This is a genomic window from Micromonospora trifolii, assembly GCF_022229005.1.
GTDB classification, from domain to species: Bacteria; Actinomycetota; Actinomycetes; order Mycobacteriales; family Micromonosporaceae; genus Micromonospora; species Micromonospora trifolii.
This window is the reverse complement of the sequence record NZ_JAKKFD010000011.1, coordinates 65,360-88,582: the sequence shown is the minus strand read 5'-3', so window position 1 is coordinate 88,582 and position 23,223 is coordinate 65,360. Positions and strand designations below refer to the sequence as shown.

General features: G+C 73.1%; 19 protein-coding genes. 4 read left to right on the top strand and 15 right to left on the bottom strand.

Annotated features, from left to right (window positions below):
• Positions 1-2 precede the first annotated feature (2 nt).
• From egtC to NIE79_RS07985, 5 genes are all read right to left on the bottom strand, one after another.
• On the bottom strand, positions 3-779 hold the full coding sequence (gene egtC / locus NIE79_RS08005) for an ergothioneine biosynthesis protein EgtC (RefSeq protein ID WP_238677934.1): 777 nt from the start codon (positions 777-779) through the stop codon (positions 3-5).
• 43 nt (positions 780-822) lie between these two features.
• The gene (gene egtB / locus NIE79_RS08000; protein ID WP_238678060.1) at positions 823-2,160 is read right to left on the bottom strand and encodes an ergothioneine biosynthesis protein EgtB; all 1,338 of its coding nucleotides are present in this window, start codon (positions 2,158-2,160) and stop codon (positions 823-825) included.
• An 80-nt stretch (positions 2,161-2,240) separates the two neighbouring features.
• On the bottom strand, positions 2,241-3,476 hold the full coding sequence (gene egtA, locus NIE79_RS07995; RefSeq protein ID WP_238677933.1) for an ergothioneine biosynthesis glutamate--cysteine ligase EgtA: 1,236 nt from the start codon (positions 3,474-3,476) through the stop codon (positions 2,241-2,243).
• Between the two features lie 157 nt (positions 3,477-3,633).
• The gene (locus NIE79_RS07990; RefSeq protein ID WP_238677932.1) at positions 3,634-4,434 is read right to left on the bottom strand and encodes a hypothetical protein; all 801 of its coding nucleotides are present in this window, start codon (positions 4,432-4,434) and stop codon (positions 3,634-3,636) included.
• A gap of 16 nt (positions 4,435-4,450) precedes the next feature.
• Positions 4,451-5,083: an RNA polymerase sigma factor gene (locus NIE79_RS07985; protein WP_238677931.1), complete on the bottom strand. Its 633-nt coding sequence runs from the start codon at positions 5,081-5,083 to the stop codon at positions 4,451-4,453.
• A 537-nt stretch (positions 5,084-5,620) separates the two neighbouring features.
• Here NIE79_RS07985 and NIE79_RS07980 point away from each other — a divergent pair.
• Entirely contained in the window at positions 5,621-6,991 is a 1,371-nt protein-coding gene (locus NIE79_RS07980) for a serine/threonine-protein kinase (RefSeq protein WP_238677930.1), read from the top strand.
• Positions 6,992-7,116: 125 nt separating this feature from the next.
• On the top strand, positions 7,117-8,379 hold the full coding sequence (locus NIE79_RS07975) for a nucleotide sugar dehydrogenase (RefSeq protein WP_238677929.1): 1,263 nt from the start codon (positions 7,117-7,119) through the stop codon (positions 8,377-8,379).
• A 92-nt stretch (positions 8,380-8,471) separates the two neighbouring features.
• On the opposite strand, the gene NIE79_RS07970 is transcribed toward NIE79_RS07975, so the two are convergent.
• The 4 genes from NIE79_RS07970 to NIE79_RS07955 all read right to left on the bottom strand — a co-directional run bounded on the left by NIE79_RS07970 (position 8,472) and on the right by NIE79_RS07955 (position 13,731).
• A complete protein-coding gene (locus tag NIE79_RS07970) occupies positions 8,472-10,946 on the bottom strand; it encodes an ABC transporter permease (RefSeq protein WP_238677928.1) in 2,475 nt (824 codons plus the stop codon).
• Between the two features lie 147 nt (positions 10,947-11,093).
• A complete protein-coding gene (locus tag NIE79_RS07965; RefSeq protein ID WP_112587120.1) occupies positions 11,094-11,759 on the bottom strand; it encodes a response regulator in 666 nt (221 codons plus the stop codon).
• Entirely contained in the window at positions 11,756-12,976 is a 1,221-nt protein-coding gene (locus NIE79_RS07960) for a sensor histidine kinase (protein ID WP_238677927.1), read from the bottom strand. The genes NIE79_RS07965 and NIE79_RS07960 overlap by 4 nt, the downstream gene beginning before the upstream one ends.
• Positions 12,977-13,023: 47 nt before the next feature.
• Complete coding sequence (locus NIE79_RS07955; protein ID WP_238677926.1) at positions 13,024-13,731, bottom strand: DUF305 domain-containing protein; 708 nt, start codon at positions 13,729-13,731, stop codon at positions 13,024-13,026.
• A 138-nt stretch (positions 13,732-13,869) separates the two neighbouring features.
• On the opposite strand from NIE79_RS07955, the gene NIE79_RS07950 reads away from it, so the two are divergent.
• Positions 13,870-15,315 carry an LVIVD repeat-containing protein gene (locus NIE79_RS07950; RefSeq protein WP_238677925.1) on the top strand — a complete coding sequence of 482 codons (1,446 nt, stop codon included), beginning with the start codon at positions 13,870-13,872 and terminating at the stop codon, positions 15,313-15,315.
• A 75-nt stretch (positions 15,316-15,390) separates the two neighbouring features.
• Here NIE79_RS07950 and NIE79_RS07945 read toward each other — a convergent pair whose 3' ends face one another.
• Positions 15,391-16,401 carry a linear amide C-N hydrolase gene (locus NIE79_RS07945; protein ID WP_238677924.1) on the bottom strand — a complete coding sequence of 337 codons (1,011 nt, stop codon included), beginning with the start codon at positions 16,399-16,401 and terminating at the stop codon, positions 15,391-15,393.
• A 251-nt stretch (positions 16,402-16,652) separates the two neighbouring features.
• Between NIE79_RS07945 and NIE79_RS07940 the strand changes: the two genes are divergently transcribed.
• Positions 16,653-17,864 carry an ArsB/NhaD family transporter gene (locus NIE79_RS07940; RefSeq protein WP_238677923.1) on the top strand — a complete coding sequence of 404 codons (1,212 nt, stop codon included), beginning with the start codon at positions 16,653-16,655 and terminating at the stop codon, positions 17,862-17,864.
• A gap of 4 nt (positions 17,865-17,868) precedes the next feature.
• Here the strand turns inward: NIE79_RS07940 and NIE79_RS07935 are convergent, their stop codons facing one another.
• From NIE79_RS07935 to NIE79_RS33965, 5 genes are all read right to left on the bottom strand, one after another.
• Complete coding sequence (locus tag NIE79_RS07935; RefSeq protein ID WP_238677922.1) at positions 17,869-18,696, bottom strand: MerR family transcriptional regulator; 828 nt, start codon at positions 18,694-18,696, stop codon at positions 17,869-17,871.
• 61 nt (positions 18,697-18,757) lie between these two features.
• Positions 18,758-20,347 (bottom strand): asparagine synthetase B family protein, encoded by a 1,590-nt coding sequence (locus tag NIE79_RS07930; protein ID WP_238677921.1) that lies wholly within the window; start codon positions 20,345-20,347, stop codon positions 18,758-18,760.
• A gap of 4 nt (positions 20,348-20,351) precedes the next feature.
• A complete protein-coding gene (locus NIE79_RS07925) occupies positions 20,352-21,320 on the bottom strand; it encodes a DUF5715 family protein (protein WP_238677920.1) in 969 nt (322 codons plus the stop codon).
• A gap of 424 nt (positions 21,321-21,744) precedes the next feature.
• The gene (locus NIE79_RS07920) at positions 21,745-22,542 is read right to left on the bottom strand and encodes an isocitrate lyase/PEP mutase family protein (protein ID WP_238677919.1); all 798 of its coding nucleotides are present in this window, start codon (positions 22,540-22,542) and stop codon (positions 21,745-21,747) included.
• A complete protein-coding gene (locus NIE79_RS33965; protein ID WP_238677918.1) occupies positions 22,539-23,186 on the bottom strand; it encodes a cytochrome P450 in 648 nt (215 codons plus the stop codon). The genes NIE79_RS07920 and NIE79_RS33965 overlap by 4 nt, the downstream gene beginning before the upstream one ends.
• Positions 23,187-23,223: the final 37 nt, after the last annotated feature.

The window sequence follows — 23,223 nt, the reverse complement described above, 5'->3', positions numbered from 1 at the left end:
GATCAGCCGTTGCGTGCCTGCCCGGCGCTGCTCACCGGGGTCGGCAGTGGACGTACCAGCACCTCGCCCGCGGTGGCGACGACGAGGTGCCCCTCCGGCACCGACCGCCACCCTGGATCGTCGTCGTGTGGCTCAGAGGCGAGCAGCACCGAACCCGGCGTCTCGCGGACCGACAACGCGTGCCCCGCCACGCTGGCCACCACCCGGTGCCCGTCGGAAAGCAGCAGGTTGAGCCGCGACCCGGGGGCGGCGGCGGCGACGTCGGTCACCGTCCGCCCGACCGCCTCGACCGGGTCGGCGCCAGCACGCAACCGATGCCGCACCAGCGCCCAGAGCAGCGCCGAGTCGGTGGTGGCGTCCAGGGTGAGCAGGTCACGCACCGGCAGACCGGCGGCGAGCGGCACCACGGCGTCCGGCCAGCCGCGAACCAGACCGTTGTGGCTGAACAGCCACCGCCCCTCCGCGAAGGGCGCCGCCGCGCCGTCGAGCACCGCCATCCCGACCGTGGCCGAACGCACCGCCGCCACCACCGCCGCGCTGCGGGTCACCGCCGCCAGTTGGGCGATGGTCGGGTCACTCCAGATCGGCTGTGCCCGCCGGTACCGCACCGGCTCACCCTCGCCCGGGTACCAACCGACGCCGAACCCGTCGGCGTTGATCGTGCCGCCGCCGCGCATGTCGCGGGGCGCCCAGGACTGCCGCACCAGCGAGTGCGGAGGGTCGAACAACAGCTCGGCCAGGGTGACCGGCGGCCCCAGGTAGGCCAGGTGGCGACACATCAGCGCCCCCGGCCCGCCGCCGGGCCGCCGGTCGAACGGCGACTCACCGGTACGACTCGTCCGGTCGCGCGTCCCGGGCGCAGCGGAAACCGCTGAAGATCTGCCGGCGGATCGGATAGTCCCAGTTACGGAAGGTGCCCCGGCAGGCAGAACGGTCGGTGCCGAAGGAGCCACCGCGCAGCACCCGGTGGTCGCCGCCGAAGAAGACCTCCGAGTATTCGCGATAGGGGAACGCGGCGAACCCCGGATGCCCATCGAACGCGGTCGAGGTCCACTCCCAGACGTCACCGATGAGCTGGTGCACACCCAACGGCGAGGCACCCGCCGGGTACGCGCCCACCGGCGCCGGCCGCAGATGGCGCTGATCGAGGTTGGCGTGCTCCTCGCTCGGGTCCTCGTCCCCCCACGGGTACCGACGCGACCGCCCGGTCGTCGGGTCCCACCGGGCCGCCTTCTCCCACTCCGCCTCGGTCGGCAGCCGCTTGCCGGCCCACGCCGCGTACGCCTGCGCCTCGTACCAGCACACGTGCACCACCGGTTCGTCGGCACGCACCCGCGCCCACTGACCGAAGCGCCGGTACGACCACCAGTCGCCGTCCGGACGCCAGTGCATCGGCGCGCTGAGCTGCTCCCGAACCCGGTGCTCCCAGCCCGCCGGGCTCCACCAGCGCTCATCGGTGTACCCGCCGTCGGCGATGAAGGCCGCGAACTGGCCGTTGGTCACCGGAGCGGCGTCGATGACGTACGCCGGGAGGTCGACCCGGTGCGCCGGACGTTCGTTGTCCAACGCCCACGGATCGGTGTCGGTGCCCATGGTGAACTCGCCTGCCGGCACCAGCACCTCCGCGCCGAACCGGACCGACGGCTCAGGCGGCGCCGGGGCGTGCAGCACCGCCGGCCCCGAACGCAGCTGGTGGGTGGCGAGCATCGTCTCGTCGTGCTGCTGCTCGTGCTGCACGATCATGCCGAAGGCGAACCCGTCGGCGACCAGCGGCCGCTCGGTGAAGGCCACCGCGTCGAGCAGGTCGTGCACCTTGTCCCGAACTGTCGCCAGATAGGCGCGCGCCTCCGCCGGCGGCAACAGGGGCAGCGCCGGGCGGTCCCGGCGCGGCTGCTTGAACGCGTCGTACAACTCGTCGATGTCACACCGGACCGGCTCCCGGCCCCCGACGTCCCGGACCAACCAGAGCTCCTCCTGGTTACCGACATGGGCGAGGTCCCAGACCAGCGGCGACATCAGCGGTGAGTGCTGGCGCGTCAGGTCGGCGTCGTCGACCACCTCGGTCAGCAATGCGGTCCGGGACCGGGCCCGCGCCAACTCCACAGCGATGCGGTCACGCAACTGCTCCCCGTCGACCCGCCCCGCCTGCGAGGCTCGCAACCCCGGCTCACTCCTCGCGCTCACCGAACCGCCTTCCGTTCGCGACTGCGAGGCTCGCAACCCCGGCTCACTCCTCGCGCTCACTGGTCTCCCCTTCCTGCGCTCGCCAGCCGCTGGCGTACCCCCCGTTGGATCTCGTCGTGGGTGCTGGCCGGCAGCTCCAGTCGGGGCAGCGTGGTCAGGGCCAGGTCGAGCAGGGCCGCGGCGGCGGCGGCCAGGGGCGGGTCGGACAGGCCGCGCCGGGCCGCGGCCGACCAGCGGTGCGCCACCGGCGTGGCGATCGTGTACGCCTCGCGCACGGTGCCCGCGTCGCCGAACAGGGCGGTCAGCACCGCCAGTGGCAGCCGCCAGTCGCGGTCGGGTTGGGCGTCCAGGTAGCGCAGCTCCAGGTAGCCGCGTGGCCGCACCGGCGGGAAGAGGGTGCTGACGTGGTAGTCGAGGTCATCGGTGGTAGGCGGTTGTGGGAGCGCGCCATTGAGCCAGTCGGCGAAGGTCACCCCGGGCGGCGCGGCCCAGTCGCCGCCGTGCCGGCGCAGACAGAGCAGCGGTGCGGCGAGCACGTAGCTGACCCAGGCGTCGGTCGGATCGTCTCCGGCCCGCGCGGGCGACCAGACCGGGCGGGTCCGAGCCGGTTCGATGGCCAGCCAGGCGGCCATCCGGGCGGAGGCCCAACCGGTGCGCCGCCCGGCGTGCCGAGCGGCGGAGGCGAACGCCGCGAGCAGTGGGGGCCCGACCGCGTGGGCCGCGGCCCAGCGGTCGGCGATCTGGTCCGACTCACCGGCGTCGAGGCAGATCTGCAGGCCGGCGGTGCTGTACATCATCGTGCGGCCGGCCGGGCCGCGGCGGTCGAAGGCTCCGCGCATCGCGCGGTAACGGGGGGTTTCCACCACCGGGCGGGGCCGTCGGTGGGGGTCGATGCCGCTGCGGCCGAGGATCAGCCCGGCGGCGGCCAGCAGGTCGGTGACCTGGGCGATGTCGGCTTCGGTGGCGCGGATCAACGCGGCGACCGAGGGGCGGGGCAGGGAGGAGATCTCCAACTGGCCACCCGGCTCAAGGGTGACCATGCCGCCGTGTCGCAGCGGCTCGGCTGGGCTGGTCGCATCCAGCGTGACGGGGCTGTGCCGCCCCAGCGCCGCCCGCAGCCGCGTCGCGTCGACGGGGCGGGCGGGATCGGCGGCGTCGTGCACGGTCCATTCCAGTTCGACGCCTGTGTGGGTGGGTGGGCCGGTCTTGAAGCAGATCCGGGCGAGGTGTCGAACTACGGCTGCGGACTCGCGCAGGATGGCGCTGCGGTCCAGGTCAGATGACGTTACCAAGGGTCGGGCCCCCTCTCCCGTGCGCCGGGTCCGGCACACTGTGCCACCGTAAGCCCACCCACCGACACCGGCGGGGGCGTGCACGGCGCCACCAAATTCTGTCTAACAGACGAATTTCCGGAGCAGGGCGGAACCACACCGCTCGAGGGCCGACCGGTCAGCCGCCAGCGGGGTGGCCCGGTCGCGGCGGTGACTGTGGTGCCTTCGCCGATGGCGACGGCTTGCCCTTCGCCGGCTCGGACGGCTTCGTCTCAGGCACCAGCCGCTGGCAGTACGCCTCGACCTCGGCGGGGCCGCCAGCGGCTGTCACGAGCTTCTGGAAGGCCGGCGTACGTAGCGCCTTCTCCCGCTGCTCGGGCTTCTTCGCCCGCCACGCGCGGCACAGCCCGTGCACCTGGCCGACGGGAGCGGGGCTGGCCGGCGGCGTTGTGGTGACGGGCGACGGCGCGCCCGGCGACGGGGCCACCGGGGCCACCGACCGACCGGGCTCGGCCGACCGGGATGTGCTGTGGTGCGGCGAGGGTGACGGGCGCGACGGTGCCGGTGCGACCGGGTCTGGCGCTCGGTCCCGGGTGACCGCGGCGAAGGCGGCCCCCGCGGTGGCGGTAGCTGCCACCGCGCCGATCCAGGCAACCGCGCCGGTGGTCACCCGGCGACGGTGTGGCCGCTGCGGCACGGCCGCCGCCGGGTTGGCGCGGGCGGCCCGGAACGCCGCCACAGCGGCCTCCTCCCCGGCCAACTCGCCTGGGCGGACGGGGGCGGCCGCTGCGGCGAGCAACGCGGCCACCGGCTCGACCGGGGGTACGTTCGGAGCGCTCAGGTGCACCTCGGGCGAGGTCGCGTCCGTTTCCGTGGGCGTGACGGGGTGGCCCTGATCCAGCGTGGCGTCCGCCCGGGCGTGGGCCGAGTCGAGCAGCCGCTCGGTGTCGGCATGGTCGGCCCGCCGGAACGGGTTCATCGGGAGTCCCCTCACGTCAGCCGTCCGCCGGTTCGACGTGCGATGCCCGCAGTGCGGGGCCGCCTCCCGCACGCGGCGGTGGCACCCCCTCGACCCCGACCGAAGCCTCGGTCAGGGTCTGCCGCTCCAGCAGGACCGCGAGCCGGCGTAGGCCGCGGTGAGCGGCGGTCCGCACGGCGCCGGCCCGGCGGCCCAGCACCCGGCCGGCGGATCCCGCGTCCAGCCCGATCACGGCCCGCAGCAGGACGGCTTCGGCCTCCCGGGGCGGCAGGGTGGCGATCAGCGCGAGGGCGGTCTCGGTACCGATCGTCTCGCTGGCTCGCTCGGCGGTGTCCGCGTCGCTGGCGAGCTCGGCGAGCGCCTGGACCGGGACCGGGAGCGAAGGGCGGCGGCGCATCCGACGCAGGTGGTCCATCGCGCGGTTACGGGCGATGGTGACAGCCCAGGCGCGGAACTCGCCACCGCTGAAGCCGGGCAGGTCACGGGAGATCTGGAGCCAGGCCTCGGAGGCGACGTCCTCGGCGTCGGCCCCGACGAGCGCGGTCAGGTACCGCAGCAGCCCGGGCTGGAGACTGCGGTAGAGGAAGCGGAACGCCTCCTCGTCTCCGGCCTGCGCGTCGCTCACCACCTTCGACAGGTCGGCGGTCATGCGCGGCCCACGCGTCGTTCGGGGCGTGTCGGCCCGGCCAACCGGGCTGGCGTACGCCACGCGGCACGGGTCGTCCGCCCGATCAGCACCCGCACCGCACCGCCCTCCACCGCTCTGATTGTGCCCGTGACCACGATTGTCGGGGCGGCGGGTCCGGGGCCAACGCCAGGGTGGTCGATCGGCGCGCTGCCCGCCGAGGTAGCCGGAAGGGGGCGAGCCGGGCTAACGCTAAGAGGGGGCTCACGACGCGACAAGTCGGCGTCGTGTCACGGAAGAGTGACAATTATCAAACCGGCCCGGCGGCGCGTCGTCGTAACGGTCGGTGCGCGACAGACGCCAACCACGCCTGACGGCGGTTTCTTGCGACCATCGGCGACCCGGACGACGGAAATAGTCGCTTTTTGTGACACCACAGATTCGCAGCGTCACAGAAGTTGAGCGTCCACACAGGTCACGCCGGATCAGCCAGTCTTTACCGGCCGCCCGGTGGCCCTGCCACGGCGCGCCGCCCGTCGCCACTCTAGGTACGGTAACGCGGTGTTGTCATCGGAGGTCGTGCTCAGCGGTCGCTACCGCTTGGACGAACGTGTCGCCACGGGCGGCATGGGCGACGTTTGGCGTGCCTCCGACCTGATCCTCGGCCGGCAGGTCGCGGTCAAGGTTCTGCTGCCGGCGCTGGTCTCCGATCCCGACTTCATCGCCCGGTTCCGCGCCGAGGCCCGGATCATGGCGGCGCTGCGGCACCCCGGCATCGTGCAGGTCTTCGACTGCGGCGCGGACGACCTCCCCGACGGCGGGCGGGCGGACTACCTCGTCATGGAGTTCGTCGCCGGCGAGCCGTTGTCCAAGCGGATCGAGGCGGCCGGGCGGCTCGACGTCGCCGAGACGATGTCGATCGTGGCCCAGGCGGCCGCAGCGCTCAACGCGGCGCATCGCGGCGGCATCGTGCACCGCGACGTGAAGCCCAGCAACCTGCTGGTGCAGGAGGACGGCACTGTCGTCCTGGTGGACTTCGGCGTGGCCCGCTCCACCGACATCACCAGCATCACCAGCACCAACGCGGTGCCGGGCACCGCCCTCTACATGGCTCCCGAGCAGGCCGCAGGTCGCCCGGTCAGCGGTGCCACCGACATCTACGCGCTGGGCGCGGTCACCTACTGCTGCCTGACCGGCAGTCCGCCGTTCACCGGCGACAATCCTCTCCAGGTCGCCGTGCGGCACCTGGACGACGAGCCGCCGGAGCTGCCGCACGACATTCCGGAGGCGGTCCGCGCCCTGGTGTCGCGGGCCCTGGCCAAGGATCCGCTGGAGCGCTTCAGCAGCGGAGCGGCGATGGCCGAGGCCGCTCGGACGGCGGTCACCGGCGGCGAGCCGCCGACGGCGATGGCCGGGCCGGTCGCGCTGCGTGACGCTGGGCCGGGCACCCGCACGGACGTGCCGGCCGGCGCCGCTGTGGCGACCGGGCGCCAGCGACGGCGGGGTCCGCTGGTCGGCGCGGCGGCGGCCGTGCTGGTCGCGCTGGTCGGGCTCGGCGCGGCACTGGCCGCGACGCGCAACGCCAGCGAGGACCCGGCGGTCAATCTGCCGACCACCTCGCCGACGGTGGCGCCGAGCGGCCCGGTCGACCCGCCAGCGGCGAACGAGCAGATCACCAGTGTCGAGCCGGGCCGGCCGAACCGGCCGAACGCCCCCGGCAACTCCCCGTCGGCCTCGATCTCCGCCACGCCGAGCCTGGAACCCAGCCAGACGGTCGGCCCGCCGACGCCAACGGTGGGCGGCACCACGGCACCGCCGACCAGCGCGGCGCCCACGACGGGCGCGCCGCCGACGACCGGCGCGCCCCCGCCGTCTGATCCACCCCCCACCTCCACCGCGCCGGTCGATCCGGAGGTGCCGGCGGGCGGTTGAGCCGACCGCTGGCGCCGACCCCCGGCAGTCCCACCAGCACCGATATCCCCAAAACGGACTTACGACGCCGAAGACGCCTCTAGGCTCTCAGCAGGCCATTTACACCATCTGCTGCGGGAGCCTGGGTGAGCGCTGAAAAGCTGGTCGTGATCGGTCAGGGGTACGTCGGACTGCCGCTGGCCATGCGGGCCGTCGAGGCGGGGCTCGACGTGGTCGGTCTCGACGTCGACGCCGACCGGGTGAAGCGTCTCGCCTCCGGCGAGTCGTTCGTCGAGGACATCCCGGCCGACCGGCTCGGCCGAGCGTTGGGCAGCGGCCGCTACCACCCCAGCACGGAGTACACCGACGCTGACGGGTTCGACATCTGCGTCATCACGGTGCCGACCCCGCTGCGCGACGGGACCCCGGACCTGAGCTTCGTCGAGCAGGCCGGCATCGGTATCGGCCCGTACGTGCGCCCGGGCTGCACGGTGATCCTGGAATCGACCACCTACCCGGGCACCACCGAGGAGCTCCTGCGCCCGCTGTTGGAGTCGGCCAGCGGGCTGACCAGCCCCGGCGACTTCCACCTCGGCTACAGCCCGGAGCGGATCGACCCGGGCAACCCGACCTGGCGACTGGAGAACACCCCGAAGGTGGTCTCCGGTGTGGACGCGGCGTCGCTGGTCCGGGTGGACGAGTTCTACCAGCGCCTCGTGGAGCGCACCGTACCGGTGGACTCCACCCGCGTCGCCGAGTTGACCAAGCTGATCGAGAACACCTTCCGCCAGGTCAACATCGCGCTGATCAACGAGCTGACCATGCTCTCGCACCACCTCGACATCGACGTCTGGCAGGCGATCGACGCCGCCTCGACCAAGCCGTTCGGCTTCCTGCCGTTCCGGCCCGGCCCCGGCGTCGGCGGGCACTGCCTGCCGATCGACCCGTGCTACCTGTCCTGGCAGGTCAAGCGCCGTCTCGGTCGGCAGTTCCGCTTCATCGAGCTGGCCAACGACGTCAACCACGAGATGCCCGAACACGTCACCCAGCGGATCATGGGCGGCCTGAACCGGGACGGCCGGGCCGTCAGCGGCGCCCGACTGCTGCTACTCGGTCTGGCGTACAAGAAGAACACCGGCGACATGCGCGACTCCCCCGCCGTGGACGTGGCCCGCCGGTTGCAGGCCCTCGGCGCCGAGGTGCACGCCGTCGAGCCGTACGCCGAGGCACACCAGATCCCCGCCGGGGTCACAGTGGTCGGGCTCACCGAGCTGGAGGTGCGCGCGGCCGACGCGGTGGTGGTGGTCACCGACCACGACACCTTCGACTACGACCTCGTGGTCAAGCACGCCCGCTACGTGTTCGACACCCGCAACCGGTGCGTCGGCCCGATGGTCGAGCGCCTGTAGACCCGGCACCGCTGGCCGGTCCCGCCGCCGGGGAAGATGGCGGGACCGGCCGGCGGATGTCCGTCTGCCAGCACTGACGTGACCCGGCAGGGTCACTGGTCGGCGAGCGCCTCGACGACCGGGCGGGACAGCGCCCGGCGGGCCGGCAGCACCGAGGCGAGCAGGGCGGCCAGCACCGCGACGCCGAGGATCAGCCCGAGCTGGCCGAGCGGCAGCACCACGTGGAAGTCACCGCCGAGACGGTCCAGCAGGGCCATCGCCGACGCGCTGACTCCGGTGCCGAGCCCGACTCCGAGCACCGCGCCGACCAGCGCCATCAGCACCGCCTCGACGGCGAGCACCGCCCGCATCCGTCCTCGGGTGAGCCCGACCGCCCGCAGCACGGCGTTCTCCCTGGTCCGTTCGACCACCGACAGGCTCAGGGTGTTCGCCACGCCGACCAGGGCGATCATCACGGCCAGGCCGAGCAGCGCGGTGACGAAGGCGAGCAGCATGTCCACAGTGCCGGTGAGCATCTTCTTGTACGCGCCCTGGTCCATCAGGTTCACCGTCGGGTAGCGGCCCAGCACCGTGGTGATCGCGTCGCTGGCGCGCTCGGGGCTCACCCCGGCGGCGGGGTCGATCTCGGCCAGGTAGCCGCGCTGGGCGGGAAAGAGCGCGGCGAAGTCCTGGTCGGACAGGTCGATGACGTGACCCGTGGGCGCGTCGCGGCCGCGGGTGTCGTCGGTGACCACTGCGGCCACCCGGAACGGCCGCCCCCCGACGGTCACCGGCGAGCCGACCTGCCAGCCGCGGGCCCGAGCCAACTCGCTGTGTACCAGCACCTGCCCCGGCCCGACCCGCTCGGCGTCGCCGGCCAGCACCCCGCTCAGCGTCCGGCCGACCAGCGCCGGGTGGGCCGCGCGGATCTCGACGTCGTCGACGACAGTGCTGCGCTGCTCGTGCACCACACCCAGCTCGGGGCGGGAGGCGAGCTCACCGACGAGCGCGGCCGGCAGATCCTGACCGATTCCGCTGACCACGAAGTCGGTTCCGATCTGGGCGTCCACGCTGCGTTCGATGCCGTCCTTGGTGCTGCGCGCGCCGACCATGAACGCCGAAACCAGGCCGATACCGATCACCAGCGCGGTGGCCGTCGCGGCGACCCGCCGTGGGTTGCGCACCGTGTTGTTGACCGCCAGCTCACCGATGGTGCCGAGCACGCGCCGTACCGGCCAGCCGAACACCCGGGCCAGCGCCGGGACGAGCACCGGCCCGAACAGCACGATCCCGAAGAAGGTGAGCACCCCTCCGACCGCCACCAGTAGCAACTGACCGGCGCTGGCGGCACCGCCCAGCGCGGCCACACCGACCGCGAGGACCACCGCGCCGACGCTCAGCCGAACCCGGCCAGCACCCCGGCTGGGCTGCACCGCGGCGTCGGTGAGCGCGGCCACCGGGGCGATCCGCGTCCCCCGCCAGGCCGGCAGCAGGGCGGCGCACACGGTGAGCCCGGTGCCCAGCAGCAGGCCGGTCAGCACCGTCGAACCGGTAACGGTCAGCCCACCGGTGACCGGCACGTCCAGTCGGGGCAGCAGCAGGCGCAACCCGGCGGCGAGGGCCACGCCGAACAGCACCCCGAGCGCGGAAGCGACCAGCCCCAGCACTGCCGACTCCAGCACTGTGGACCGGAAGACCTGCCCCCGGGTGGCGCCGATCAGGCGCAGCAGCGCGGTCCGTCGGGTGCGCTGGGCCAGCACGATCGCGAAGGTGTTGGCGATGACGAAGCCGGCCACCACGATCGCGACCCCCACGAAGATCAACAACAGCATGCGGAACTGGTCCACGTTGCGGACCGCGTCCTCCACGGCCTCGTCGAGGATCTGCTGGCGACTCTTCAGTGTGGCTTCGGCGCCGGACACGGCGCGTACCTGCTCGGTCAGCGCCGTGACGTCGACGCCCGGTCGGGCCGCAACCATGATCCGGCCGTAGCCCCGCTCGCCGGTGAGGGCCAACGCGTCCGGCCCGACCAGGCCGACGAACGGACCGCCGACGTCGCGGGCGGTGCCGGCCACGTCGACGGTGCCGACCAGTGTGTACGGGCGGGCCGCCCCGCCGGTGGCGCCGATCCGGACCGCCGCGCCGAGCCCAAAGCCCTGCTCCGCCGCTGTCGGCGCGTCGAGCACCACCTCCCCGGCCCGGTCGGGCAACCGGCCGGACACCACCTCGTACGAGCGCAGCGCGTCCTCGGTGGGGATGGCGACGAGCATGGTGAAGCCGAGCACCGGCCGACCGTCGGCGCCGACGATCCCGGCGGTGTTCGTCAGCTCACCGGCGGCGGCGGCCACCCCGTCGACCGCCCGCACCCGGTCGACCAGTGCCGGGGGCAACACCTGGCGGCCGGCCGAGTAGACCCCCAGGTCGGTGTGGCGGTCGAAGGCGCCGGCCCGCTCGTACGCCCCGGAACGCATCCCGTCGACGAAGATCATCGTGCCGGCGACGAACGCGACGCCGAGCACGACGGCGAGCGCCGAGAGCAGCATGCGCAGCGCCTCGGCGCGCAGCGAACGCAGGGTCAGGCGGATCATGCGGGGCTCCCGGTGCAGGTGGCGGATCGGACCCCTCCGACGCTATGGCCGGCACCGGTCTGTCGATCTCCACCTGCGCGCTCGACCTGCGTGCGCCCCGGGTCGCGGTACGCCCGCCGGCCGCTACGACCCAGGTCGTACGCGGTGTCATCCGCCGGGCGTGACCAGCCCGCTCTCGTACGCCAGGACCACCGCCTGAACCCGGTCGCGCAGCTGGAGCTTCGCCAGGATCCGCCCGACGTGGGTCTTCACCGTCGCCTCGGCCACGTGCACCCGGGCGGCGATCTCCGCGTTGGACAGCCCTTGGGCGACCAGCAGCAGCACCTCCCGTTCCCGTTCGGTGAGCTGCGCGAGTCGAGGGTCGGCGCTCGGGGCGGCGCCGAGTTGACCGGCGAACCGGTCCAGCAGGCGCCGGGTGATCGACGGAGCCACCACCGAGTCGCCCTGGGCCACCACCCGGATCGCGGCCAGCAGTTCCTCCGGCGGGACGTTCTTGAGCAGGAAGCCACTCGCCCCGGCCTGGAGCGCCGCGAACGCGTCCGCCTCGGTGTCGAAGGTGGTCAGCACCAGCACCCGGGGCCCGCCCTCGGGTCGCTCGGCGCAGAGTCGACGGGTCGCCTCCACCCCGTCCATGGTGGGCATCCGGATGTCCATCACGACCACGTCGGCCTCGGTGCGGGCGAGCACCCGCAGGGCGTCCGCGCCGTCGATCGCCTCCCCGACGACCTCCAGGTCGGGCTGGGATTCCAGCACCATCCGGAACCCGGCGCGGACCAGCGCCTGGTCGTCCACGATCACTACTCGGACCGTCATGCCGCGATCACCTCCGTTGCCGGCTCTGACGGTAGCGGCAGCCGAACCTCGACCTGCCAGCCCCCGGTCAGCCGGGGGCCGGCGGTGAGGCTGCCGTCGTACACGGTCACCCGCTCCCGCATGCCGAGCAGGCCGTGACCGCCGGACGGCGCCGGGCTGACCAGCGGGCGGCCGCGACCGTCGTCGACCACCCGGACCACGACGGCCTCAGCGGTGTACGACAGGACGACCTCGACGCCGGCGCCGACGCCGGCGTGCTTGAGCGCGTTGGTCAGCGCCTCCTGCACCACCCGGTAGACGGTCAGCTCCAGGCCCGGCGGCAGGGCCGGTGGCGCACCGGTGACGGTGCTGCGAACGTGCAGACCGGCGTCGTCGAACCGGGCCAGCAGGTCGGGCAGCTCGGCCAGCGCGAGGCGTCGATGCTCGGGGTCGGCCGCCACCGCCAGCCCGTCGGCCCCGTCCGAGCCGGCCGGGCCGGCGTCGCGCAGTACGCCGACCAGGCGGCGCATCTCTTCGAGGGCCTGCCGGCCGGTGTCCGCGACCACCTTCACGGCGGTGCGTGCCTGGGCGGGGTCACGGTCGAGCATGAACCGGGCGCCGTCCGCCTGGACGATCATCACGGCCATGCTGTGGGCCACGACATCGTGCAGCTCACGAGCGATCCGGGTGCGCTCCTCGGCGACCGCCGCCCGGGACTCGGCCTCCCGCTCGCGTTCCAGGGTGGTGGCCCGCTCCTCCAGGCTGAGCACGTAGAGCCGGCGGGTCCGCACGTTCAGCGCGACCAACCACACCGCGCCGGTGACCAGCGCGTACCACAGCGCGGTCACCCACCACTGGATGACGTTGGGGGTCTGCGCGGCAGCCAGCAGCACGCCGACGGCCGCGACCGCGCCAGCCAGTACGCCGTCGCGCAGCCGCCGGCCGTACTTCACCACGCTGTAGAGCGCGATCAGGACGGCCACGTCATAGACGAGCGGACCCCAGCGGGCGATCACCTGGATCAGGGCGAGCGCCGCGACGGCCACCGTCACCGCGCTCGGGTGGGTGCGGCGGAACAGCAACGCCACAGCCATCCCCAGGCCGACCGCCGTGGCCGCCCAACCGCCCGGCTGGCTCACCGCCGCGGCCAGGGAGACGAGGACCACCAGCGCGGCGACGGCAACGTCGAAGGCGACGCCGCGCAGCGGGCGACCGAACACTGTGCGTCTCACGGTCACCCAGCGTACGTGTCGGGACGCTCGGCCCTCGCGCCCCGCGCCCGGGGTCAGCCGCCGAGGACCTGGCGCATGCGGTCGATCTCGACGGTCTGCTCGGTGGCGACGGAGTTGGCGAACTCGTTGAGCGTCAGGTCGGAGCCGACGGTGAGCAGGTTGGTGGCCATCTCGATGGCGCCCTGGTGGTGCTCGGTCATCATGCGGACGAAGAGCCGGTCGAAGTCCGCGCCGCGGGTCGCGGCGAGTTGCCGCATCGCCTCCGGCGTCTGCATGCCGCGCATGGTGCCGTGGTCGTGCCCCTGCACCTCCGCCGGGAGGCCACGGGTCTGCAGCCAGCCGCGCATCATGCCCATCTCCGGCCCCTGGCTGGCCCGGATGCGCTCGGCGAGGGCCCGGACGTCGGGGTCGGCGGCCCGGTCGGGGGCGAGCTCCGCCATCGCCAGGGCCTGCGCGTGGTGCGGGATCATCATCCGGACGAACCAGACGTCCAGCGAGTTGTGCGGGGCGGGACCGGCGTCGCGGACCTCGTGCGCCGGGCGGGTGGCCGCCGTCTCGCCCGGACGGCCGGGCGCGATGACGGTCAGGTCGGTGGGGACGGGGCTGGCCGTCGGCGACGCGGCGGAGGTGGCGGGCGCGGAGACCGGCCGCGGTGCGCTCGCACCGGTGTCGCCGTCGAGGCGGACCACCATGAACACCACCAGCGGCAACACGAGCGCCAGTGTGACGACCGCCAGGATGCGTGCGCGCCGGTTGGTCATGGGCCACTCCCTGCAGTCGAGGTCACCGCGATGCTATCCATTGAAGAACCCGCTTTCATGTGATCCAGCTCACATCGACGTTCTTCGTCGGACGGTAACGTGTCAACCATCGTCTCCCCCTTGCGAAGGGCCCCGCCGATGATCAGATTCCACAAGCCACGGTTACGACAACTGCGTGTCGTGGCGCTCGCCACGACCGGCCTCCTCGCCGCCAGCGCCCTCGTCGCACCGGCGAGCAACGCCCAGACGGTGTCGCAGGCGGCCCCGGCCCCCGCGCTCACCAACACGATCCCCGGCGTCGACCAGATCGTGAGCAGCCCCAACCTGCGCCAGATCGCCAACGTGCCCAAGGTCGCCCCACTGGACGCGACGAACAGCGATATCGCCTTCCAGGGCAAGTACGCGTTCGCCGGCAACTACAACGGCTTCGTCATCTACGACATCTCGCGGCCCAGCGCCCCGACGGTCAAGGCCCGGGTGCTCTGCCCGGGGTCGCAGAACGACATCTCCGTCCACGGTGACCTGCTCTTCCTCTCCACCGACTCGTCCCGCAGCGACGACTCCTGCAACAGCACCACGCAGGGAGCGGACGTGAAGGGCTCGTGGGAGGGCATCAAGGTCTTCGACATCAAGGACAAGGCCAACCCGCGCTACATCAAGTCCGTCGAGACGGCCTGCGGCTCGCACACCCACACCCTGGTGCCGGGCAAGGACCGCAAGGCCATCTACCTGTACGTCTCGTCGTACAGCCCGCGGGCCGAATTCCCGGACTGCCAGCCGCCGCACGACTCCATCTCCATCATCAAGGTGCCGGTGAAGAAGCCGACCGACGCGGCAGTGGTCGCGACGCCGAACCTCTTCCCGGACGGCGGCTTCCCCGGCAGCCAGACCGGCTCGGCGACCACCGGTTGCCACGACATCACCGCCTACCCGTCGAAGGACCTGGCCGCCGGCGCCTGCATGGGTGACGGCATCCTGCTCGACATCAAGAACCGCGAGGCCCCCCGGGTCATCAACCAGGTCCGGGACGAGGTCAACTTCGCGTTCTGGCACTCGGCCACCTTCAACAACGCCGGCACCAAGGTGATCTTCACCGACGAGCTGGGTGGCGGCGGGGCGGCGACCTGCAACGAGACCGTCGGCCCGAACCGCGGTGCGGACGCCATCTACGACATCGCCGGCCGCGGCAACTCCCGGACGATGACCTTCCGCAGCTACTACAAGATCCCCCGGGCGAACGCCGACACCGAGAACTGCGTGGCGCACAACGGCTCGCTGATCCCGGTGCTCGGCAAGGACATCATGGTCCAGGCGTGGTACCAGGGTGGCATCTCGGTGTTCGACTTCACCGACTCGGCCAACCCGAAGGAGATCGCCTTCTGGGAGCGCGGCCCGCTCTCGGCCGACACGTTCGTCGGCGGCGGCACCTGGTCCGCGTACTACTACAACGGCCACATCTACTCGAACGACATGGTGAAGGGCCTGGACGTCCTGGAGCTGAACGACTGGCGTACCTGGTCGGCCAAGCTGACCCGCTACCAGGAGCTCAACGTGCAGACCCAGCCCAGCTACCTGGGCTGGTAGGCACCGCGCACCACACCGGGCCCGGTCCCCGATCCGAGGGGGCCGGGCCCGGCCACGTCCGGGAGAGCCGACCCGTCAGCTCATCGGCAGTCGGTAGCGCCGCTCGCCCGCACCGGTCGCGGTGACCAGCCGGACCTCGCCGCTGCGCAGGCCGTACGTGACGGACCAGCGGGTGTGCCCCTGACGGACGGCGGCGAGCAGCCGGTGCGCCGCGGCGACGTCCAGCACCCCGCCGGCGTCGGTCAGCGCGGCGGCGATCTGCCCGTACCGGCGGTCCGCACGCCGCCGCTGCTCGGGCACCCCGACGACCGGCACGTTCGTCAGCGCCTGCCAGCCGCCCGCGCCCCGTTCCACCCGCAGCTCACCATCGACGAACTCGATCACCGCTGACGCTCCGGTCGCGTCGGCCAGCAGGTAGTGCAGTGGCGGCCCGCCGTCGAAGTCGAGGTTGTGCCCGGTGAAGACGGCGATCGCCTCGTCGACGGTGGCGGCCCGGTCCAGCACCAGCCGCAGGATCCGGACCGAGCCGACGGTGGGCCTGCCCGGCACGGGGCGGGCCGTGGCCGCGTCGTCGGCGGCCAGCCCCACCGCGAGGCCCCGCTCGTTCATCCCGTCGAAGGGCAGCAGCGGCGCGTTGAGCAGCCGACGGTCACCGGCCGGGTCCGCACCGACCCCGAGGTAGGAGATGTCGACAAGCGAGAGGGACGCGTACCCGTCCGGCGGGTCGGTCCGCAGCACCAGCGCCGGGTTGGCGTCCCAGTCGAAGTTGCGGGCGAACACCGGCCGGTCGGGGTCGCCCGCGGCGACGAACAGCGAGCACCCGAACGGGCTGGGTGGCGGCGCGTCGGTGCCCACCGTCGGGTCGTACGCCCCGACGTAGGTCATCTCGTACAGCGGCAGGTCGTCCACCCGGCGCAGGCTGGCCATGGTCCGCTCGGCCTGCCCCGGGTCCTGGCGGGAGGCGGTCGGGGTGGCCGGCGGCGGGCCGACGCGCGACGGCTCCGGCGGCCCCGGCGGCTCGGACGGGGCACAGGAGGTCAGGGCAAGCAGGAGGGCCGTCGCGGCGGCCGGCAGGGTCTTGCGCATATCCATAGGACGCGATGGGACCCATCGACGGTTGCTCGCCTGCGCCGCCCGGTGCGGCTGGTGGCGTCACCTGTCGGCCCGCTCCACGGCGAACATGAAGCATCGGACCAGCCTGGCCCGCCGCCGATGGGATTGGACGTGACGGGCCCGGACCGGGTGTGGCACCGGGTTCTCGGGCGAAACCGTGGGGTCCGTCACGAGGGCGGGGGTTGCGAAACGGCTGGCCAGGCCCTGTGCCAACGTGAACAGACGTGACAGTCGCCGCCCCGCCCGAACCGACCACGCGCTGGCGACCCCACCCGCTGGACCTGGTGGCGGCCGTCCTCGCCGTGGTCGGCGCGGCCTGCGCACTGAGCGGGCTACTCCCCCGCGCGGAGACCAGCGCCACCCTGCACCGGATCCTGCCGCTGCTGCTCTTTCTCGGCACCGTGATCGTGCTCGCCGAGCTGACCGCCGTGGCCGGCGTCTTCGACGTGCTGGCCAGCCGACTGGCCATCGCCTCCCGGGGCAGTTGGGCAGTGCTGTTCCTGCTCTGCGGTGGTCTCGCCACGCTGACCACCCTCGTGCTCAACCTCGACACCACAGCAGTGCTGCTCACCCCGGTGCTGCTCGCGCTGGCCCGGAACCTGCGGATCCCCGCCGCCCCGCTCGCCGTCACCACGGTCTGGCTGGCGAACACCGCGAGCCTGCTGCTGCCGGTGTCCAACCTGACCAACCTGCTCGCCGCCGACCGGGTCGGGCTGGCACCCCTGGCGTACGCGGCTCGGATGGCGTTGCCGCAGTTCGCCGCCGTGACGGTCACCATGGCCCTGCTCTGGTTCGGGTGGTGGCGGAGGGAGCGGCCCCTCGGTGGGCGTTTCGTCCCGCCGACCCGGCACGTGCCGGCCGACCCGGTGCTGCACCGTACGGCGCTCGCCGGTTGCCTGATCTTCGTCGCCGGCATCCTCGCCGGCGTGGAGATCGAGATCGCCTCCACCGTCGGGCTCGCGCTGGTACTGGTCGGGTTCGTGGTCCGCTCCCCCGCCACGCTGCGCCCGGGGCTGGTCCCGGTGCGCCTGCTGTTCTTCGTCACCGGCCTGTTCCTGGTGGTACAGACCCTCGGCCGGCACGGGCTGGACGACCTGGTCGGCACCCTGGTCGGCGCCGACGGTGGCGCGCTGGGCGCCCTGCGCGCCGGTGGCACCGGAGCGCTGCTCGCCAACGCGGTGAACAACCTTCCCGCCTACCTGGCCGGCGAGTCGGTGCTGCCGACCGGTGACCACACCCGCCTGCTGGCCCTGCTGATCGGCACCAACGTCGGCCCGCTGGCCGCCCCCTGGGCGTCACTGGCCACCCTGCTGTGGTTCGAGCGGTGCCGGGCGGCCGGGGTGGCGGTGCCGCTGACCCGGTTCGTGCTGACCAGCACCCTGCTCGCGGTCACCGCCACGCTGGCCGCGGTCGGCGCGCTGCTGCTGGTGAGCTGAACGCTCAGTCGCGGTACACGGCGACCTGAAGTTCGGTGACGCCCTTCTCCGGGGCGTCCGGGCAGTAGTCCAGGTAGACCTCCCGGGCGAAGCCGTCGGTGCGGTAGCCGTTGTCCTCGATCCACCGGGCGAGCGCCTGCATGCTCGGCTCGACGTCGTCCATGGCACCGTGATGGATGATCGTCGCGGCGTTACGCAGCTCCGGCAGGTCGCGCACCACGACGTCGGGCGCCGCGGACGGCTCGGCGTCGACGAGCACACCGGCGTGCACGACGACAGCGTCGCCGCCCGAGTCGGCCGGCTCGTACCAGGCGATGCCCGGCCCCGTCGGCGTGATCCCGGCGGCGTCCAGCCGACGGAACAACTCCGGGTAGAGCGGCTGGATCACCGGGCCGATGTCCTCGCCCTGGTAGCTGGCCGCGACGGCGGTCAGCTCCGCGACGCGGACCGGCGCGATCTCCTTGAGGACGACGTCCTGGGTGGTCATCCGACCCTCCGACTCGATCATTCGGAGCCTCGCCTCGACAGCCGTGAGCCGGGCCGTGTCGGCGGCCAACTGTTCCGCCAGTTGGCTCCGGCGCAGCCGCAGCATGCCGCGCAGCTCGGCCACGTCGACGGCGTCGTCGACGATCGCGCGCACCTGTTCGAGGGTGAGGCCCAACTCCTTGAGGGCGATCACCCGGTTGAGCCGGCGCAGCTGGTCGGCGCGGTAGAAGCGGTAACCGGTGTGCGGGTCGACGCTGGCGGGCGGCAGCAGGCCGATGCTGTCGTAGTGGCGCAGCATCCGCACCGACACCCGGCCGAGTCTGGCGAAGTCTCCGATGGTGAACATGGTCCCCTCACACTCGTCCCTGACACCGTGTCAGAGTCAAGCGTGGCGTGCGGGGCGGCCGTCAGTGGCGGGCCGGGCGCGGGCCGACCAGCCGGCGGACCATCGGAGCGGCGTTCCACTTGGCCGCGCCCACCAGGTCGCGGGCGTGCTCCAGGACCGTGTAGTCGGGTCGGCTCAGCCCGTCGGCGATGGCCCGGTCCAGGTCGTTGCCGCAGCGGCTCAGCACGGTGTCGAAGTCCCGACGGACCGGCTCCTGAAGGTCGTAGCCGAACGAGCGGTGCAGCCGGGCGAAGAGCGGCTTGTAGAGCCGGACCCGCTCGTGCAACCCCGTCGAGTACGACATCGGGTTCTTCGGACGGCGGAGGATGTAGTCGGGCAGCACGTCGGCGAACGCCCGCCGGACGATCCACTTCTCCTGCCCGTGGCGCAGCTTCAGATCCACCGGCAACCGCATCGCCAGCTCCACCACGCTGAGGTCGAGGAACGGCACCCGGGCCTCCACGCCGTGTGCCATGGCGGCCCGGTCGACCCGCTGCAACTCGGTGCGGCACAGGTTGCGGATCCGGTGCAGGAACAGTCGGCGGGCTGCCGCCGGGGCGACCCGGCGGTACATCGGGTACCCGCCGAACAGCTCGTCGGAGCCGTCGCCGGTCAGCACCACCTTGATGCCGAGGTCGCGGAGCCGCCGGAAGATCGGCACCGAGACGACAGCGTTGATGATGTCGCCGTACTCGGTCAGCTCGGAGATCCGGATGGCCTCGCGGACGTCGGCGAGCCGGATGTCACGCGGTCGCAGCTCGACCACCACGTGCGGCACGTCGAGGTCGGCGGCGAGCCGACGCGCGTACGCCACGTCGGGGCTGTCCGCCACGCCGACGGTCACCGCGACGCAGTCCGGGTGGATGTCGCGCACCTGCCGCAGGGTCAACGAGCTGTCCAACCCACCGGAGAGCACCACCCCGACGGTCAGGTCGGTCTCCACCCGCATCCGGATCGCATCGCTGAGCGCGGCGCGGACCAGCAGCGCGGCCTCGTCCGGGTCGTCGATGACCGGCAGGCCGTCGCCGATGGTGAGCAGGTCGACGTACGGGCTCAGTCGCACGTGCCCGTTCGCCTCCGCCCAGCCGTGGTGCCCGGGCGGCACCTCGGCAATCGGGGCGCCGTGCCCGACGAGCGCCTTGACCTCGGAGGCGAGGTGCAGGCAGCCGGGCCGACGGGACCAGTACAGCGGCTTGACGCCGAGCGGGTCGCGGGCCAGATATGCCCGGCCGGTGGCCTGTTCGACGACCGCGAAGGCGTACTCACCGCGCAGCCGGGTCACCGCGGCCTCGCCCCACTGCTGGAACGCGGCGAGCAGCACCTCGGTGTCGCTCTCGGTGCGGAAGGCCTGCCCCAGGCGGGTCAGTTGCGCCCGCAACTCCCGGTAGTTGAAGATCTCGCCGTTGAAGCAGAGCAGCCAACGCTCGTCGGTCGACGTCCACGGTTGCACCGCCCGGTCCCGGTCGACGACCCGCAGCCGGCGGGTGCCGGCGAGCAGCCCGCTCTCGGACCGGGTCTCGGTCACCTCACCGCGTGGGGCCAGGGCGGCGAGCATCCGCCGGAAGGTCGCCGGGTCGGCCTCGGAGCCGATGCTCAACGCGATGCCGCACACCGGCTCAGACCCCCATCTCGGCCTCGTACGCCCGGCGTAGGCGACGCCGCGCGGTGGGCGCGAGACACAGGTGCCAGGCCTGCCCCTCGTCGATCACGTTCAGCTCACCGGCCTCCTGCCGGTTCAGCAGCAGCTCCGCCAGGGCGTCCCGGGCGCCGAAACGCGCGAACCAGGCCAGCTCGACGTCGGCCGAGTAGCCGAGGCAGTGCCCGCTGGGCAGCATCGCCGCGTAGCCCAGGCGGCGCAGCCGGTACTGGTGCTCGGCGCTGCGGACCAGGCTGGTCACCCAGAGCGGCGGGGTGGCCGGAGGCGCGACGGCGGTGAACTCCCGGCCGATGTCGTTGAGCAGCGCCACCACCTCGCGTCGGGCGCGGCGGAACAGCAACCCCGCCGTGCGCGGGGTGGCGTCGGGTCGCAGCCGGCGACGCAGCCCGCGGGCGGCCCGGCCCAGCATGGTGGCGGGCTGCTCCTGGTAGCGGAAGCGCAGCAGGTCGCGGCGGCGCAGCCACTCCAGGTCGACCAGCTCGGCGCTGCCGTTGACCTGATCGTCGGTGACGAAGGTCGGCGCGTCCTGCCACCACAGCACGTCGATGCGGGAGAGCAGGTAGATCCGGACCAGTGCGCTGAGGTCAACCGCCGAGGTGCGGTCGTTCGGTTGGTAGCGGGCCATCTCCAGCAACAGCGTCTCGCGCGCGCCGATCAGGCCCTGCGGGGTGGCGTCGAGGACGGCGGCGAGGGCCGGCTCCCGCAGCCGCTCGTCGATGAGCACCTGCCGGGCCCGGGTGCTCGCCGCGTCGGCCAGTGCGCCGACCTCGACCAGCAGTTCGGCGACGGCGGCCCGGTAGGCGGGCAGGTCGGGAGCGGGGGCGGGGACGCGGCGGGGGATCGCTCCGGAGGGTCGACGGCGGGCCGGGGCGGTGGGCGACGGAGGCGAACCGGGCTGCTGTCCCGGGCTACGGCTGGGCACTCGCATGACGGGTCCCTTTCTCCGGTCACGGCACTGGGTGGTTCGCCCTGAAACACACCGTAATCATCGGGACCGGAACGGACCGAACATTCCTCCTATCTCCCCCCGAACGGAGCGTCGACGGCGCCCCCGCCCGGAGGGTGCCCCTTGGGTGTGGCGCCTTTGGAGCTGATGTCGTCAACGAATCAACGCCGCCGGCTCCCCTTCCCGGGGCGGACCGCCCGGGGAGAACCACCCGAGCGCGAGCCCGGAGCCCTAAGCAAGCGGACCCGTGATGTCACAAACGATTCAGCTCCAAAGGCACCGACCAACACACCACCCACCACCCACCGGGTGGTCCCGCGCGAGCCCGAGCACGGCCTCGCCGACGGGCCACAGAGCATGAGCCAAGCCCAGCCCGCCACTCACCGCCGAGCGCCCGGCCGCACCGTCAGTCACCGTCCGCCGGCACCAGGGCCTGCACCTCGGCGTACGACGGCAGTCCCGCCGGTGTGCCGGACCCGCCGTGGGCGACGGCGTCGGCGGCGGCGAGCGCGGCGCCCAGCGCGGCCCGGAACAGCAGCGAGCCGGTGCTGACCCGGGCCACCCCGGCCCCGCCCAACTCGACCAGCCCTGGACCGCCCGGCTGGTACAGCGCGTTCACCGGAGCGTCGATCCCCTCGGTGAGCACGCGCAGGGTGGCCAGGTCGACAGTCCCGGGCACGAAGATCCCGTCGGCACCGGCCACCCGGTAGGCACGAGCGCGAGCGAGGGTCCGCGGCAGCGGGTCGTCCACCCCGAGCCACCAGGTGTCGGTGCGGGCGTTGATGAACAGCTCCGGCACCGCCGCCTTCACGGCCGCGACCTTGGCAGCGGCGACCTCGGTGTCGGCGAGGGTGCCGTCGGCGCGCCCGTCCTCCAGGTTGATCCCGACCACGCCGAGTCCGGCCAACTCCGCCACGTACTCGGCGACCTCCGCCGGGTCGTCGCTGAACCCGGCCTCCACGTCCACTGTGAGCAGCACCGGCAGCCGGGCCAGCCGGCGGGCCAGGGCGAGGGTCTCCGTCGCGGTGGCCGCAGCGCCGTCGGGAAGGCCGGCGGTCGCGGCGACCCCGAGGCTGGTGGTACCGATGGCCGGATGTCCACGGGCGGCGAGCGCCGCCGCCGACGCGTGGTCCCACGCGTTGGGCAACAGCAGGGGACGCCCGGCGCGGTGCAGGGCGTGGAACGCGGCACGACGGTCGATCATCGGACGGTCACCTCCAGAGTTGTCGGCACTCGCAGGGTCGGGTGCGGCTCGTGGCGCACCGGGGTCGGGCCGCGCCGGCAGCGTTCCCGCAGCACGTCGAGCACCCCGGTGGCCAGGGCCAGGGCGTGCCGGTCGCCGGGGCAACCCCGCTCCCCCGTCCCGAAGGTCAACAGCCCGGCACCGGGCCGACCGGGCTGGAGCGTCGCGGGTTCGGTGAACGCCTGCGGGTCACGGTTGGCCGCGTCGAAGCGCAGCAGCACCGGGCTGCCCGCCGGCAGTTCCCGCCCGCCCAGCCGTACCGCCTCGACCGTGACCCGTCGGGTGGCCCGGACCGGCGGGTCGAGGCGCAGCACCTCGGCCAGCAGGTCGGCGGTCCGTGCCGTGGCCGCCGTTCGCGGGGCGGCCGGGGCCAGCAGGTGATGGGCGGCGGCGCCGATCAGGCCGGCGGTCGCGTCGCACGCCTGGACCAGCAGACCGATCAGGTTCGCCAGTACCTCCGGCGGGCCCTGCGGCGCGAGCGCCAGCAGCGCCGCCCGCACGTCGGCGTGCCGGGTCACCCACCAACCGCGTTCCGGTTCGAACGAGGGCGGCCCACACGCCGGTGTTCCCGGGGCGGGCGCAATGTGTGGCCAGTTGTCAGTCACCGCCCGACCGTAGGGCGCGAACCGTTCGCCCCACACC

Excerpts from the sequence above, each read along its gene's own strand:
- egtC (WP_238677934.1), bottom strand. The coding sequence starts at position 779 with ATGTGTCGCCACCTGGCCTACCTGGGGCCGCCGGTCACCCTGGCCGAG.
- NIE79_RS07990 (WP_238677932.1), bottom strand. The coding sequence starts at position 4,434 with ATGAACCCGTTCCGGCGGGCCGACCATGCCGACACCGAGCGGCTGCTC.
- NIE79_RS07985 (WP_238677931.1), bottom strand. The coding sequence starts at position 5,083 with ATGACCGCCGACCTGTCGAAGGTGGTGAGCGACGCGCAGGCCGGAGAC.
- NIE79_RS07970 (WP_238677928.1), bottom strand. The coding sequence starts at position 10,946 with ATGATCCGCCTGACCCTGCGTTCGCTGCGCGCCGAGGCGCTGCGCATG.
- NIE79_RS07965 (WP_112587120.1), bottom strand. The coding sequence starts at position 11,759 with ATGACGGTCCGAGTAGTGATCGTGGACGACCAGGCGCTGGTCCGCGCC.
- NIE79_RS07955 (WP_238677926.1), bottom strand. The coding sequence starts at position 13,731 with ATGACCAACCGGCGCGCACGCATCCTGGCGGTCGTCACACTGGCGCTC.
- NIE79_RS07950 (WP_238677925.1), top strand. The coding sequence starts at position 13,870 with ATGATCAGATTCCACAAGCCACGGTTACGACAACTGCGTGTCGTGGCG.
- NIE79_RS07945 (WP_238677924.1), bottom strand. The coding sequence starts at position 16,401 with ATGCGCAAGACCCTGCCGGCCGCCGCGACGGCCCTCCTGCTTGCCCTG.
- NIE79_RS07935 (WP_238677922.1), bottom strand. The coding sequence starts at position 18,696 with ATGTTCACCATCGGAGACTTCGCCAGACTCGGCCGGGTGTCGGTGCGG.
- NIE79_RS07925 (WP_238677920.1), bottom strand. The coding sequence starts at position 21,320 with ATGCGAGTGCCCAGCCGTAGCCCGGGACAGCAGCCCGGTTCGCCTCCG.
- NIE79_RS07920 (WP_238677919.1), bottom strand. The coding sequence starts at position 22,542 with ATGATCGACCGTCGTGCCGCGTTCCACGCCCTGCACCGCGCCGGGCGT.